The organism is Enterococcus sp. DIV0546, from assembly GCF_051712785.1.
GTDB lineage: Bacteria > Bacillota > Bacilli > Lactobacillales > Enterococcaceae > Enterococcus > Enterococcus faecalis.
On record NZ_JBIOPO010000001.1, the window covers coordinates 402532 to 415749 of the forward strand.

The following is a 13218-nucleotide window of genomic DNA, read 5'->3' on the forward strand; positions in this document are numbered from 1 at the left end:
GATTATTTAATCGCTGGGTTGAATAATTGAAGGATTCTGATTTTTGCGTAAGCCTTGAAGCAAAAAGAATGAGTCCTTTTTTTGTTAGAAGGAGATTTGGGTATGGAGCAAACACAGCAAAACCATTTTACTGCGTTGTTTTATAAAAATGTTCTGTTAGGAATTTTAAGTATGGCGGCGCAATCAATTTTTATTTTGGCGGACACATTTTTCATTGCAAATGGGATCGGCACTGAGGCGTTGGCGGGGCTTAACATTGTCTTACCACTCGTTAATATTATTAATGGATTAGGTTGGATGTTTGGGGTTGGCGGCGCTACGTTATTTTCGACCACGGTTGCGCAAAAAGAAATCAAAAAAGCCAATCAGTATTTTAGTTTAACGATTGGGTTAGTTTTCGTTATAGGGAGTCTCTTTACTTTAGCGAGCTTGATTTTTTCCGATCAAATTATTCGGGGACTTCAGGGGACCGGTGTCTTGTTTGGTTTGGCGAAGGAATATTATATGATTTACCTTAGCTGTTCATTATTATTTATTTTAAACAATTGCCTGATTACTTTTTTAAGAAATGACCATAATCCTCGTTTGGCAACGATTGCTTTTGTCAGTGGGGGAATTGTCAATATTATTTTGGATTATGTCTTTATTTATCAATTTGGGTGGGGCATGGCAGGTGCGGCCATTGCAACGGTGATGTCACCGTTAACAAGCTTAATCCTGATTACGTTGCATAAGTGGTCGCCGCAACGAGTTTTACGTTTTGAAAAGTTTAAAGTGAAATTTCAGGATGTTCGAGAAATTATGTCGATTGGTTTTTCCTCCTTTTTAAATGAATTTTCTTCGGCCTTTGTCATGTTTTTATTTAATATTGTTTTGTTAAACTTAGTTGGTCATGTGGCGATTTCAGCTTATGCGATTGTTGCCAATCTCAATATTATTGTGATTGCCATTTTTACAGGGATTGGGCAAGGGGCGCAACCATTACTCAGCCGATATTATGGTTTAGGGGAAACGAAGGTGTTGCGTAAATTTGTTAAACTTAGCTTTATTACGTATCTGATCGCCGGCTTCCTGTTCTTTTTAATCAGTCAAGTGTTTACGGGACAAATTATTGAGGTCTTTAATAGCGAAGGGAACGACCAGTTGGCGCAAATTGCTAGGACAGCCATCCGCTTATATGCGATTTCCTTCTTGTTTACAGGATTGAATTTTATGGGGATTTATTACTTTTCGGCAGTTCGTAAACCGAAAATGGCGCTAATGATTTCCTCTTTGCGTGGGTTCTTTTTAATTGTGCCAGTTTTATTTATTTTGGTGAAATTACTAGGATTAACCGGTGTTTGGTTAGCCATGCCCGTAGTTGAATTTGTTACGTTTGGACTAATGCTTGTAGGCTACCTTACGTATCGAAACTATTTGAAAAAAAGAGAAGCAGTAACCTGATGTTGGTTACTGCTTCTTTTTTGCTTAGTTTACATAGTTTTCAGTTAAAGTCATGAATTGTTCCACATCTTTTAGGACTTGATCAATGCCGGCTTGCCAGAAATCAGGTTTTGTTAAGTCAACATTTAAATGTTTTTTCGCTAATTCTTCGCTTGTCATCGAAGCAGTGTCTCTTAATAACGCAATGTATTGGTCTTCAAAAGAACTGCCTTGTTGATTGGCATACGCATAGATACCCATGCTGAATAGATAGCCAAAAGTATATGGGAAATTATAGAAAGGCACATCATCAATAAAGAAGTGCAATTTGCTCGCCCAGAAATGAGGATGATAACTGCCAAGACTATCTTTGTAGCTTTCTTTTTGCGCCGCTAACATTAATTCAGTAATATCTTCTTCCGCTACTAAACCTTTTTGGCGCGCTTGATAAAAATTATTTTCAAAGATAAAACGCGCATGAATGTTCATAAACATAGCAATGGCATTTTGCATTTTTGTGTCTAAAAGGTTAATCTTTTCAACATCTGATTTGGCCTCTTTTAAGGTGGCGTCAGCAACAATCAATTCTGCAAAGGTACTAGCCGTTTCTGCTACGTTCATGGCATACTCTCGATTCAATGAAGGTAAATCCCACATCACGCTACTATGGAAAGCGTGACCTAATTCATGGGCTAAAGTAGCTACTTCGTTGATTGAATTGCCAAAGGTCATGAAAATCCGCGACTCTTGTGTTTCAGGTAATTCTGTACAATAACCCCCAGGACGTTTGCCTGGACGATCTTCAGCTTCAATCCAACTTTTTTCAAAAGCCATTTGGGCAAAATCGGCCATTTTCGGACTGAATTTACGGAAATTTTCTAAAATAAAGGCAGCGGCTTGATCAAAGGAATACGTTTTTTCTTCTAAATCACCTAAAATAATTGGCGCATCTTGGTCTTGCCAATCCATTTTTTCTTTGCCAAATAATTGCGCTTTGCGCGTTAGAAAGTCGACGAATGGTTGTTTATTTTTTTGGATGGTTTCCCACATAACCGTTAATGTTTCTTGACTCATTCGATTATAGTTTAAGGGATTTTCTAAATAATCTGTAGTGCCATGCAATTTGTAATCAGATAAACGGAAACCATCCAAGTGATTTAGGGTGTCTGCTAAAATTGAAGCTTTGCCACTCCAAGCTTTCTCCCAGGCTGTAAACAAACGTTGACGAACCTCTTTGTCAGGATCTCCCATCATGCGGTTAAAGGCTTGGCCTGCAGATAGTTCTGTCACAGAGCCATCTTTTTCTTCAAAAGGAATCACAATGGAAGCAACAATCGTATCGTAATGTGTACTCCAAGCATTTAACCCATCTAGAGAAAGCGTATTGATGATATTTTCTTCTTGTTCGGAAAGCAGTTTTTTTCCATCACGTCGTAATTCATTTAAGCGAAAAGCCATTGTTTTGAACGGTTCTTCGGCTAACAGGGCTTGCCAATGTTCTGCTGAAATCTCGGTGATTTTTTTAGTAAAAATGGTTTCAGCTAATTGAATCGCTGGCAACAGATTGTATAAATCGCCTGATAAAATTTTGGCCTTGGTATCATTAGTATTAGCAGAAATTAAAGCAGTTAAAAAACTATTACATTGTGAAAAGCCATTTGAGATTTTCCCTTGTAACGTTAAGATTTCAGCAAATTGTTCTTTGCCTTGGGCACTTTCTGGTGTCCATTCTGTGATTAATTGATGGTACTCTTTCGTTTGTTCGGTTAATTGAGTCATTCGTTGGCTAAGTTCTTTGGACTCGCTCCCATTGGGGAAAATACTGTCTAAATCCCATGTAATAGAATAGGTCATATCCAATCCTTCTTTCATTTTTTTCTTTTCAGTATATCATAAGACCTAAGAGAAGTTGTTTCTTTTTCCCTCGAAACCGACTATAATAAAAAAGAATTTTCCGTGGCAGGCACGGGGCAACTTGAAACCAAGAAAAGAGGATTATATGAAAAATTATTTGAAAGATAGTAATTTATATTTAGTCATTGCGTTTGTTATTATGGCCATTTTATTTTTCAGTTCATCACAGACGTATGAACAGCAATCACAAGTTGGTCTTTTAGATAAACTTCTGAGCAGTCATCCTTTTGAAGAACAATTAAAAAATATTTCTTTTCAATATGCTGGCAGTGAAGTGAGCATTCAAGCTAGTGGTTATAGTAAATTTGTTGAATTTTTTATTCGTAAGGGAGCCCATTTTGGTACGTATTTTCTATTAGGTGGTAGTTGGTTTATTGGATTAGTGCCAAGAATCAAAGGTCTGTTTTTAACAGCTGTTGTTTCCTGGCTAGCTGCTACTGGCTATGCAGGTTTAGATGAATTTCATCAAATGATCACGGGCGGAAGGACCCCTCTTTTTCAAGATGTTATGTTGGATGCCATGGGTGCTTTGACAGCCATCGTTATTTGTTTGGTGGTTCATGGTTTGAAGAAAAATAAAAAAAGAAGACGCTAATTTAGAAGAGCTTCGTTTATTCGTCAGAAAGGTGGATAAGCGAGGGTCTTTTTTTGGTAGCGCTTGTTCCTAACTGAAAAGAAGAGTAGAATAAGGGAGAATAGTAACGAAAAGTCAGGAGGAATCAAGGATGTCAGGACACAGCAAATGGAGCAACATTCAAGGGCGTAAAAATGCGCAAGATGCCAAACGTGGGAAAATTTTCCAAAAAGTTTCAAGGGAAATCTATATGGCGGCAAAAGCAGGTGGCCCTGACCCCGCAATGAATCCTGCTTTACGTTTAGCAGTCGATAAAGCTAAGTCAGCCAATATGCCCAATGATAATATTGCTCGCGCCATAAAAAAAGCCAGTAGTGCTGGTGAAGGGGAACATTATGACGAGGTAACTTATGAAGGATACGGGCCAGGTGGCGTGGCAGTTTTAGTTCATGCACTAACAGATAACCGCAACCGAACGGCCACCAATGTTCGCGTCGCGTTTACTCGAAATGGTGGCTCTTTAGGTGAAACGGGTTCGGTGAATTATATGTTTGATCGTAAAGGCTATATTGTCATTAAGCGAGAAGATCATGCAATTGAGGAAGACGACATGTTAGAAGTCGTTTTGGAAGCAGGCGGCGAGGATTTAGAAACATCACCAGAAGTATTTGAAATTTACACAGCACCAGAAGATTTTACAGCGGTTCGCGATGCTTTAGAACAAGCAGGTTATTCATTAGCACAAGCTGAATTAACAATGGTTCCGCAAACCTTACTAACCTTGAACGATGAACAAAAAGCGCAATTAGAGCGCTTGGTTGACAAGTTAGAAGACGATGATGATGTGTCAGAAGTATTTACCTCTGCAGAAAATCTATAAAATAAAGGGATGCTTGGCGTCCTTTTATTCATAAAATGAAAGCGGATACAGAATGGAGGGCATTTTGAAAAAGAGAATTTGTTTACAAGCAATCAGGGAAGAAGCGGAAGCCTATTATCGTAACGGTGATTTTTATTGCTCGGAAGCGATTGTGGCGACCATTCGGCAACACTTTGATGCGGAGATTCCCATTGAAGCTGTTGCCATGGCTTCTGGGTTTCCTGTAGGTGTTGGAGGAGCGAAGTGTATTTGTGGTGCTCTTTCAGGCGGGGTTATGTGTCTGGGCTACTTTTTTGGTCGGACAGAAGCCAAAGGAGAACAAGTAAATAAAACGATGACTTTAGCCAACGAATTGCATCAAAGTTTTCGACAAAAGCATCGAGTGGTTTGCTGCAGTATTTTGACAAGTAAAATGACGATGGGTTCACCTGAGCATATGGAACAATGCATTGGCTTTACTGGAGAAATCGCTGAAACAACCGCAAAAATTATTGCACGAGAACTTGCTTACGAATTAGTCTAGTAAAAAATGAGAGAGGAGCAACCAGATTCAGGTGAATGAATCTGGTTGCTCCTCTCTCATTTAATGCGTAATCAATTAACCAAGTACTTTTTCATAAGCTTCCACTTGAGATAAGACACGTTGGAGCTGTAATTCATTTTCAATATAGTTGATTGAATTACCTAAATCTTCTTGGCGGTTTGTTTCTAAACGATCGACTTCTTTTTTTGCTTCGTTCAATAAGTGTAGAACTTCTTCCTTAGATAACATGTACTCACCTCCTTGCGCAGTTCATCTACTATTAGTGTACTCCTTTTTTTCAAAAAAGGGCAATAATAGGATATTAAAAAACAAAAATAGCGGTCCTAACCGCTATTTTTGTTTACTCATGGCGTTGTTGTGCTAAAATCGCTTCGATTCGTTCTCTTTGATCTGCCAAAAAGTGAGGCAAATAAAGGGGGATTTCATCAAAGTTTGAGCTTTGATTTTCATAGGCTTCGGCATCTAGCAGGCCTTTTTGTGTGGCTACTTCAAATAACAAGTGGTTCGGTTCTCTAAAATACAATGATTTGAAAAATTCGCGGTCTTTAATTCCTGAGTTTGTAAAATTCTTTTCATCCAACAGGCTATCAACTTGCGTTAATTCTTGCGTATCTTCCACCCCAAAGGCGACGTGATGAACGCCACCAATTCCTTCAATGGCAAGCGGATTGGTTCGGTCATCAATGATATGAACCTCTTGATAAAACTGTGGATGATGATTTTCCAGAACAGTTACTTCATGTGCAGTTTCAAAAAAAGGTACTGTTTCTTTTTCATGCCAATGTAAATAATCCACTAAAGGTTGTTTGGTAGCTGCGGCATATTGGACGCGTAATTGAATTGCATCAATGCCTAAAATTGCATGTTCTACTGGAATTTCAGCATGCTCAGCTGGAAAATAATCTTCCGCATTTTCAAATTCACGTAACGGAACAAGCGCCATTTGCGTATTATCGGGCGCTTCAAAACGCAAAATTGGGTGTTGGTTAAATGTTTCCACACCATAGTGGCAGATACCCGCTTGCTCAAGACGTTCTGCCCAAAAATCCAAAGAGGCGCGCGTTGGTACTTTTAAAATAGTTCGTTCAATTGTATTTGTCCCAAAGGATTGATCTTGGCCATCATTCAATTCAAAAAAAGTTAATTCGGTACCTGTTCGTTGCTCATTATCTGAGAAAAACAAGTGATACATGGTGTGGTCATCTTGGTTGATCGTTTTCATTAGTAATTTTAATCCCAGTGTATTATGATAGAAGTCAAATGTAGGCTTTATCAATCGATTTAAAATAGAGATGTGATGAATTTGTGCATACATAGTAAAATTCCTTTCTTGGAGGTTTATTAAATGAAACAATTTTTTCAAAAAGGGTCGAAACCTAATCAATTAGTTGTCGCTTTCCATGGTACTGGTGGCAATGAATATCAATTATTAACGACCATCGCAACCCTTTATCCAGAAGCGAGTGTTCTAAGTTACTTAGGGACAGAAGGTGTAGGCGAACAGCGACGCTTTTTTGCGCCATTAGTCAATGGAGCATTACCTCGTGCTAACTTTGATGAGCGAGTGACGGCGTTTCTAGAAGAAGTTTGGCAACCGCAAAAGTTATACGATGAAGTTATTTTTATAGGGTACTCTAACGGTGCCAATTTTATTTTAGGCCTGTTAGAAAAGAACCCGACTATTGCTAACACTGTTATTTTACTGCATCCAAGCAATTTAGGCTATCAATATGTATCTGGTGAGTTTGCGACAAAAGTGATTGTCACAACAGGGGCTCAGGATGAGTTGAGTATTCCGGGACAAGTTCTTTCTTTAGCTAATCAATTAAAGAAACATTTTCCAGTCGACTTTTTACTAGTGGATGGCGGTCATGGCTTATCAGAAGAAGAAGTAACGAAAATAAAAGAAGTTCTTTAAAAAACAAGCTGCAACCTTTGCTGATAAGTGGTTGCAGCTTGTTTTTTCATGTGTGTTTAAATAATTTAGTTCTTTTTATTAATGAAAGCTTCCGCAAGGGCAAAGTCTCCTGCGTAAGGTTCATCTACGCCATTTACTTTTTGATAAAGGTCGGCACCTTTACCAGCTAAGACAATCGCATCATCAGCCGTTGTGCTTAAAGATAATGCGTGAGCAATTGCTTCGCCACGATCTAAAACGGTGTAAACAGGCATTTCTTTGGTAATATGGGCTTGGATTTCTTGGCAAATTTTTGCTGGATCTTCACTGGCTGGGTCATCGGTTGTTAGGACTGCAACATCAGCCAATTCAGAAAGAACCCTACCAAAGTCTTTGCGGCGAGAAATCGCTTTGTCTCCCGTACTACCGACAAGAACAATTAAGCGGCCGTCAGGATGTTCTTCACGGACAAAGGTTAAAAGATTCTTCAAACTGTCATAGTTATGAGCGTAATCAACATAGACGGTTGCACCGTTGGTATTCGTTAAAGATTCCATCCGGCCAGGGACGGTGGTTGCTGCGATCCCTTGTTGACACTCTTCTTTTGAAGCTCCCACAAGGACACTAGCGATCGCCGCGCTTAACGCATTACCTTTGTTAAAATCACCACCTAAACGAAGGTGATAAGAGCCGGCCAATCCTAACGCATCTGCAGGACTTTCAACGATAAAACGTAAGGAATCATCTGAAGAAACAGCGAATGAATAGTCAACTTCTGAAGCTGGCTGACTGCCATAGACAATGGCAGGGACTTTTTGCTGTTGTGCGGTTTCTTTAAGTAATGGAAAATAATCAGCTTCGTGATTCAACACAATGACTTTAGAATGTGTAATCAATTGACGTTTGCAATAAAAGTAATCGTCAAAGGTTGGATGTTCAATTGGACTGATATGGTCGGGGGTAATGTTTAAAAAAATGCCGACATCAAAAAATAACTTGTAGACACGATTAGTTTTGTAGGCTTGGGAAGAAACTTCCATAATAAAATGAGTCATCCCGTTAGCAACAGCGGTTGCCATCATTCGATACAAGTCCAAAGATTCGGGTGTAGTCAAGGCAGATTTAAAGAATGTTTTGCCATCTAATGTCGAATTCATGGTAGAAAGCAAGGCTGTTTTTTGTTGTGTAGCAACATCTAAAATATATTTGGTGAAATAAGCCGCTGTTGTTTTACCCTTGGTTCCAGTAAAGCCAATCAGTTTTAATTTATTTTGTGGATAATCATAAAAAGCCATGCTTAACACAGCCATTGCTTTTTTAATGTCAGTCACGATAATTCCTAGTTGCGCCGGAACCTCATAAGGCACCTCAGAAACATAGATTTCTAGGCCGTCTTTTACAGCATTTTCTAAATAGATTTCTTTAAAGTTTAATCCTTTACAAAAAAAGAGTGTTTCTGCTGTTACGTCTCTCGAATCGTAAGAAAGAGCCGTTACTTCTCGTTGACCTAACGTGTCGGAAAGGGTCAAGTGCCAGCCTTCTGGTGAAATAAATTCTTTTAATAAATCTTCTTTTTCTAAGCAATCGCGAATTGCGAATAATGAAATCGTCACTTTTTTTGCCTCCAAACGTTTCAACGAAATTTCAAAACTGATGTCATTATAGCATTATTTTTCTTTTAAAAAAACCATCTCGTTAGCGTGAGAAAATCCATGAGAAATGTTAAAATAGGATAATTCTTCGAGAAAGTCGTTGCATATCCCAAGATGAACAATTAAAATAAAGAAAGCATACTCAAAGAATATTGGAGGACAAAATGATCAATCAACCAAATTCAGTTGATCAACCAATCCTGACGAACCAAGAAAAAATGGTCAAAGGCTCAGCTTGGATGACAGCTAGTAATATTATCTCCCGCATGTTAGGGGCGATTTACATCATCCCCTGGTACGCTTGGATGGGCGAGCACGGAAACGAAGCGAACAGTTTGTTTTCAATGGGGTATACGATTTATGCCTTATTCCTAATGATCTCTACCGCCGGAATTCCAGGTGCGATTGCCAAGCAGACCTCGCATTATAATTCATTGAACGAATATAAAATTAGTCGACAGCTTTTTTATCGTGCCTTACAACTAATGGGTGGCTTAGGTGTGGTTTTTGCTATTGTGATGTATTTGGCATCTCCGGCATTAGCAGCTTTGTCTGGCGGAGGTCCTGAATTAGTTCCAACAATGCGTTCATTAAGTTTAGCCGTTTTAGTTTTCCCAAGCATGAGTGTCATTCGCGGTTATTTCCAAGGAAACCAAGAAATGATGCCCTTTGCTTTATCACAAATTGTTGAACAAGTAGCACGAGTGTTTTACATGTTATTAACCGCTTTTATTATCATGAAAGTCTTTGAAGGTAATTACGTTACAGCGGTGACCCAAGCCACTTTTGCGGCATTTATTGGGATGCTCGCAAGTTTTGCGGTTTTAGGTTATTACATGTACAAACAAAAACCATTATTTGATTATTTAGAAGAACACAGCGCCAATGAACATGAAATTGCTCCAAAAGAGTTATTGATTGAAACTTTTAAAGAGGCGATTCCTTTTATCGTAGTTGGTTCAGGGGTGACGGTCTTTAAACTTGTCGATCAGTTTACTTTCTCAAACTTTATGCGTTTGTTTACGGATTATTCAGATACCCAGTTACGAGAGCTTTTCGGTATTTTTAATGCCAATCCGGACAAATTAACCATGATTGTCGTGGCTTTAGCGACTTCGATTTCGGCTACTGGATTGCCGTTAATTACAGAAGCGGTCACCTTAAAAAATCACCGTGAGTTAGCGCGTTTGATTAGTAATAATTTACAACTTTTTGTGTTTGTAATGTTGCCAGCAACGTTCGGTATGATTGTTTTAGCGCAACCACTATACACTGTTTTTTACATGCCAGATGCTTTAGGTACTTCTTTATTAGTGCAAGCTTGTTACGCTAGTTTATTCTTGGGCTTGTATATGTTAGTGTCAAATATGTTGATGGGGATGTATGAAAATCGTGACGCAATGCGTTATTTAGGAATTGGTTTAGCAGTGAAATTAATCGTGCAATTCCCCGCAATCCGTTTATTTGAAGTTTACGGTCCGTTATTAGCAACGATGATTGGCTTTACGGTTTCTTGCGTATTGATTCTAAGAAGAATTCGTCAAGTGACACGTTTTAATTACAAATTAACCTTACGGCGAACATTGTTAATGTTCTGTATTACAGTCATCATGATGATTATCGCTTTGATTTTCCGTCAGTTCTTGTATCTATTTTTAGATCCAACTAGACGTTTCCAAGCCTTCATTATCGTTGTAATTGTGGCTGCTGCAGGAGGCGCTTTTTATGGCTATTCGGTCTTGAAGATTCGCTTAGCTGATCGTTTATTAGGGAAAAATGCCGCAAAATTACGTGCAAAATTCAATATTAAATAATAGCTGATTGAACTCCTTTCAGCAGATTCTCTTAAGAGACAAGGCTTGAGACATCGATCGATTCGATTTATGTCCCAAGCTATTTTTTTAAAGGAAAGAGGAATGACGATGCGTTTAGATAAATTTTTAGCCGATGTTGGTATCGGTAGTCGTAAAGAAATCAAACAATTGTTAAAGAAAAAAGTCGTTACGGTGAATGGTGACGTCGTAAAAGAAGCCAAAACACAAGTAAATGAAGAAACAGATCAAATTGCCTTGATGGGAGAAATTCTTACGTATCAGAAATTCTTTTATTACATGTTGCATAAACCACAAGGTGTCATTTCTGCGACGGAAGATCAGCGAGATGAAACGGTAATTGACTTGTTAACTGATCAGGATTACCGTGCCGACTTGTTCCCAGTTGGTCGCTTGGATAAAGATACCGAAGGCTTGCTTCTATTAACAAATGATGGCCAGTTAGCGCATCAATTATTATCACCCAAAAAGCATGTGGATAAAGAATATTTAGCTGAAGTTGAGGGACTTGTGACAGCGGAAGATTGTCAACTGTTTGCGCAAGGATTTGCCTTGAAAGATGGAGAAATAGTTAAACCAAGTCGTTTAGTCATTGAGACGATCAATGAGGAAGAAGGGACTTCCGTAGTCCGTTTAGTGATTCAAGAGGGAAAATTCCATCAAGTCAAACGGATGTTAGCCACTGTAGGCAAACCTGTGACGTATTTAAAACGATTACGAATGGGCGAACTATGGTTGGATGAAACGTTAGAACTAGGGGAATATCGGCCCTTAACAGAAGCCGAATTGCAACAACTACAACCTAAACAATCACACCTCAATTAAAATAAACAAAAACCCAGCCCTTTCTGCGGAAAAGATAAAAATTTTCTCGAAAAATAGTGTCGGGTTTCTTTCTTTTTCTGCATAAAATGGTATGATTGACTATGTAGAACTTTATGAATAGGAGTGACAACAAATGACAATTGATTGGACAAAAGAAGTCGAAGCACGTAAAGACGACTTATTAGAAGATTTACAAAACTTATTACGGATCAACAGTGAACGTGATGATGCACAAGCAACACCTGAAGCGCCCTTTGGACCTGGGCCAGTTGCTGGCTTAAAACACATGTTAGCTTATGGTGAACGTGATGGCTTTACGGTGAAAAATGTCGACAATTACGCTGGACACATTGAATATGGTGAAGGCGACGAAACGTTAGGAATTTTTGGTCATATGGACGTTGTTCCTGCTGGTGATGGTTGGGAAACAGATCCTTATGAACCAGTCATTAAAGATGGCAAAATTTATGCACGTGGTGCAAGCGATGATAAAGGTCCAAGTATGGCTGCTTATTACGCAATGAAAATTATCAAAGAATTAGGCTTACCCGTGTCTAAAAAAATTCGTTTCGTAGTAGGAAGTGACGAAGAAAGCGGCTGGGGCGATATGGATTACTATTTCCAACATGAAGAAGCGCCAGACTTTGGTTTCTCACCAGATGCTGAGTTCCCAATTATCAATGGGGAAAAAGGAAATGTGACTATTCGTTTAACTTTCCGAGGCGGTAACGGCGCTGATTATAAATTAGAAAGCTTCAAATCTGGTTTACGTGAAAACATGGTTCCGGGAACAGCAGATGCTGTTGTAACGGCTGCTTCAGCAGACGAAGCGGCTTCACTAGCTGCTAGCTTTGAAACATTCATCAAACAAGAAGCAAAAATTTCAGGTAACGCAGAACTTTCAGATAAAACAGTGACTTTCCATGTAGTTGGTAAAGGTGCTCACGGGGCTAGCCCACAATCTGGAATTAACGCAGCGACTTTCTTGGCAACTTTCTTAAATGATTACAGCTTTGCAGAAGGCGCATATAGCTTTATTAATACCATTGCTGAATTTATCCATGAAGATTTTTATGGTGAAAAATTAGGCGTGGCTTTTGAAGACGAAAAAATGGGTAAATTGACAATGAACGCTGGGATTGTTAACTTTGATCCAGAAAATCCTGAAAATAGCTTAGTAACATTAAACTTCCGCTATCCAAAAGGAACTTCAGCAGAAGAATTACAAGCAAAAGTTCAAGCAACAGTCGGTGAAACGGTCACTGCAACACAAGGAGATCGCAACCAAGAACCGCATTATGTGCCAGTTGATGATCCATTGGTGGCAACGTTACTACAAGTTTACGAAGACCATACAGGCGAAAAAGGCCAAGAACAAATCATTGGTGGCGGTACTTATGGCCGTTTATTAAAACGTGGTGTTGCCTATGGCGCAATGTTCCCTGGCTACACAGACACAATGCACCAAGCCAACGAATTTATGGAATTAGATGACTTATTCCGAGCAGCTGCTATTTATGCAGATGCGATTTATCGTTTAGCGAAGTAAAGTAAAAAAGCTGTTTTCGATTTTCGAAAACAGCTTTTTTTGCAATTTTTGCCTTTTAAAAACCCAAAATCAGAACCGTCAATTTACTGAAAATTTCTTGCAAATCAAGGGATCCCACGATACGATAAA

At 38.9% G+C, this 13218-nt stretch carries 12 protein-coding genes; 8 read left to right on the forward strand and 4 right to left on the reverse strand.

The window, feature by feature from the left end; all coding sequences use genetic code 11:
* The first annotated feature begins 102 nt into the window (after positions 1 to 102).
* Positions 103 to 1443, forward strand: coding sequence for an MATE family efflux transporter (locus IGJ24_RS02020; protein WP_129193919.1), 1341 nt, complete (start codon positions 103 to 105; stop codon positions 1441 to 1443).
* 24 nt (positions 1444 to 1467) lie between these two features.
* Here the strand turns inward: IGJ24_RS02020 and IGJ24_RS02025 are convergent, their stop codons facing one another.
* Positions 1468 to 3294, reverse strand: coding sequence for a M3 family oligoendopeptidase (locus tag IGJ24_RS02025; protein ID WP_002399760.1), 1827 nt, complete (start codon positions 3292 to 3294; stop codon positions 1468 to 1470).
* A 127-nt stretch (positions 3295 to 3421) separates the two neighbouring features.
* Between IGJ24_RS02025 and IGJ24_RS02030 the strand changes: the two genes are divergently transcribed.
* The 3 genes from IGJ24_RS02030 (at position 3422) to IGJ24_RS02040 (ending at position 5313) form a co-directional block, all read left to right on the forward strand.
* Positions 3422 to 3931 carry a VanZ family protein gene (locus tag IGJ24_RS02030; protein WP_002366143.1) on the forward strand — a complete coding sequence of 170 codons (510 nt, stop codon included), beginning with the start codon at positions 3422 to 3424 and terminating at the stop codon, positions 3929 to 3931.
* A gap of 130 nt (positions 3932 to 4061) precedes the next feature.
* Entirely contained in the window at positions 4062 to 4790 is a 729-nt protein-coding gene (locus IGJ24_RS02035) for a YebC/PmpR family DNA-binding transcriptional regulator (protein ID WP_002361233.1), read from the forward strand.
* Between the two features lie 52 nt (positions 4791 to 4842).
* On the forward strand, positions 4843 to 5313 hold the full coding sequence (locus IGJ24_RS02040; protein WP_025189908.1) for a C-GCAxxG-C-C family protein: 471 nt from the start codon (positions 4843 to 4845) through the stop codon (positions 5311 to 5313).
* Positions 5314 to 5388: 75 nt separating this feature from the next.
* Here the strand turns inward: IGJ24_RS02040 and IGJ24_RS02045 are convergent, their stop codons facing one another.
* Positions 5389 to 5562 carry a hypothetical protein gene (locus tag IGJ24_RS02045; RefSeq protein ID WP_002355495.1) on the reverse strand — a complete coding sequence of 58 codons (174 nt, stop codon included), beginning with the start codon at positions 5560 to 5562 and terminating at the stop codon, positions 5389 to 5391.
* Positions 5563 to 5674: 112 nt separating this feature from the next.
* On the reverse strand, positions 5675 to 6649 hold the full coding sequence (locus IGJ24_RS02050) for a ring-cleaving dioxygenase (RefSeq protein WP_002382960.1): 975 nt from the start codon (positions 6647 to 6649) through the stop codon (positions 5675 to 5677).
* Between the two features lie 30 nt (positions 6650 to 6679).
* Here IGJ24_RS02050 and IGJ24_RS02055 point away from each other — a divergent pair, with 30 nt between their 5' ends.
* On the forward strand, positions 6680 to 7252 hold the full coding sequence (locus IGJ24_RS02055; RefSeq protein WP_002358653.1) for an alpha/beta hydrolase: 573 nt from the start codon (positions 6680 to 6682) through the stop codon (positions 7250 to 7252).
* A 65-nt stretch (positions 7253 to 7317) separates the two neighbouring features.
* On the opposite strand, the gene IGJ24_RS02060 is transcribed toward IGJ24_RS02055, so the two are convergent.
* Positions 7318 to 8844, reverse strand: coding sequence for a UDP-N-acetylmuramoyl-L-alanyl-D-glutamate--L-lysine ligase (locus IGJ24_RS02060; RefSeq protein ID WP_002363136.1), 1527 nt, complete (start codon positions 8842 to 8844; stop codon positions 7318 to 7320).
* A gap of 203 nt (positions 8845 to 9047) precedes the next feature.
* Between IGJ24_RS02060 and IGJ24_RS02065 the strand changes: the two genes are divergently transcribed.
* The 3 genes from IGJ24_RS02065 (at position 9048) to pepV (ending at position 13089) form a co-directional block, all read left to right on the forward strand.
* Positions 9048 to 10697, forward strand: a complete 1650-nt coding sequence (locus IGJ24_RS02065; RefSeq protein ID WP_002364837.1) for a putative polysaccharide biosynthesis protein — start codon at positions 9048 to 9050, stop codon at positions 10695 to 10697.
* A gap of 108 nt (positions 10698 to 10805) precedes the next feature.
* The gene (locus IGJ24_RS02070) at positions 10806 to 11540 is read left to right on the forward strand and encodes a pseudouridine synthase (RefSeq protein ID WP_010822534.1); all 735 of its coding nucleotides are present in this window, start codon (positions 10806 to 10808) and stop codon (positions 11538 to 11540) included.
* A 133-nt stretch (positions 11541 to 11673) separates the two neighbouring features.
* Positions 11674 to 13089, forward strand: coding sequence for a dipeptidase PepV (pepV, locus tag IGJ24_RS02075; protein ID WP_002358655.1), 1416 nt, complete (start codon positions 11674 to 11676; stop codon positions 13087 to 13089).
* The last annotated feature ends 129 nt before the right edge of the window (positions 13090 to 13218 follow it).

Bases quoted from the DNA above. Each gene is read 5' to 3' on its own strand.
- IGJ24_RS02020 (WP_129193919.1), top strand. From the start codon at position 103: ATGGAGCAAACACAGCAAAACCATTTTACTGCGTTGTTTTATAAAAAT.
- IGJ24_RS02025 (WP_002399760.1), bottom strand. From the start codon at position 3,294: ATGAAAGAAGGATTGGATATGACCTATTCTATTACATGGGATTTAGAC.
- IGJ24_RS02030 (WP_002366143.1), top strand. From the start codon at position 3,422: ATGAAAAATTATTTGAAAGATAGTAATTTATATTTAGTCATTGCGTTT.
- IGJ24_RS02035 (WP_002361233.1), top strand. From the start codon at position 4,062: ATGTCAGGACACAGCAAATGGAGCAACATTCAAGGGCGTAAAAATGCG.
- IGJ24_RS02040 (WP_025189908.1), top strand. From the start codon at position 4,843: ATGGAGGGCATTTTGAAAAAGAGAATTTGTTTACAAGCAATCAGGGAA.
- IGJ24_RS02045 (WP_002355495.1), bottom strand. From the start codon at position 5,562: ATGTTATCTAAGGAAGAAGTTCTACACTTATTGAACGAAGCAAAAAAA.
- IGJ24_RS02050 (WP_002382960.1), bottom strand. From the start codon at position 6,649: ATGTATGCACAAATTCATCACATCTCTATTTTAAATCGATTGATAAAG.
- IGJ24_RS02055 (WP_002358653.1), top strand. From the start codon at position 6,680: ATGAAACAATTTTTTCAAAAAGGGTCGAAACCTAATCAATTAGTTGTC.
- IGJ24_RS02065 (WP_002364837.1), top strand. From the start codon at position 9,048: ATGATCAATCAACCAAATTCAGTTGATCAACCAATCCTGACGAACCAA.
- IGJ24_RS02070 (WP_010822534.1), top strand. From the start codon at position 10,806: ATGCGTTTAGATAAATTTTTAGCCGATGTTGGTATCGGTAGTCGTAAA.
- pepV (WP_002358655.1), top strand. From the start codon at position 11,674: ATGACAATTGATTGGACAAAAGAAGTCGAAGCACGTAAAGACGACTTA.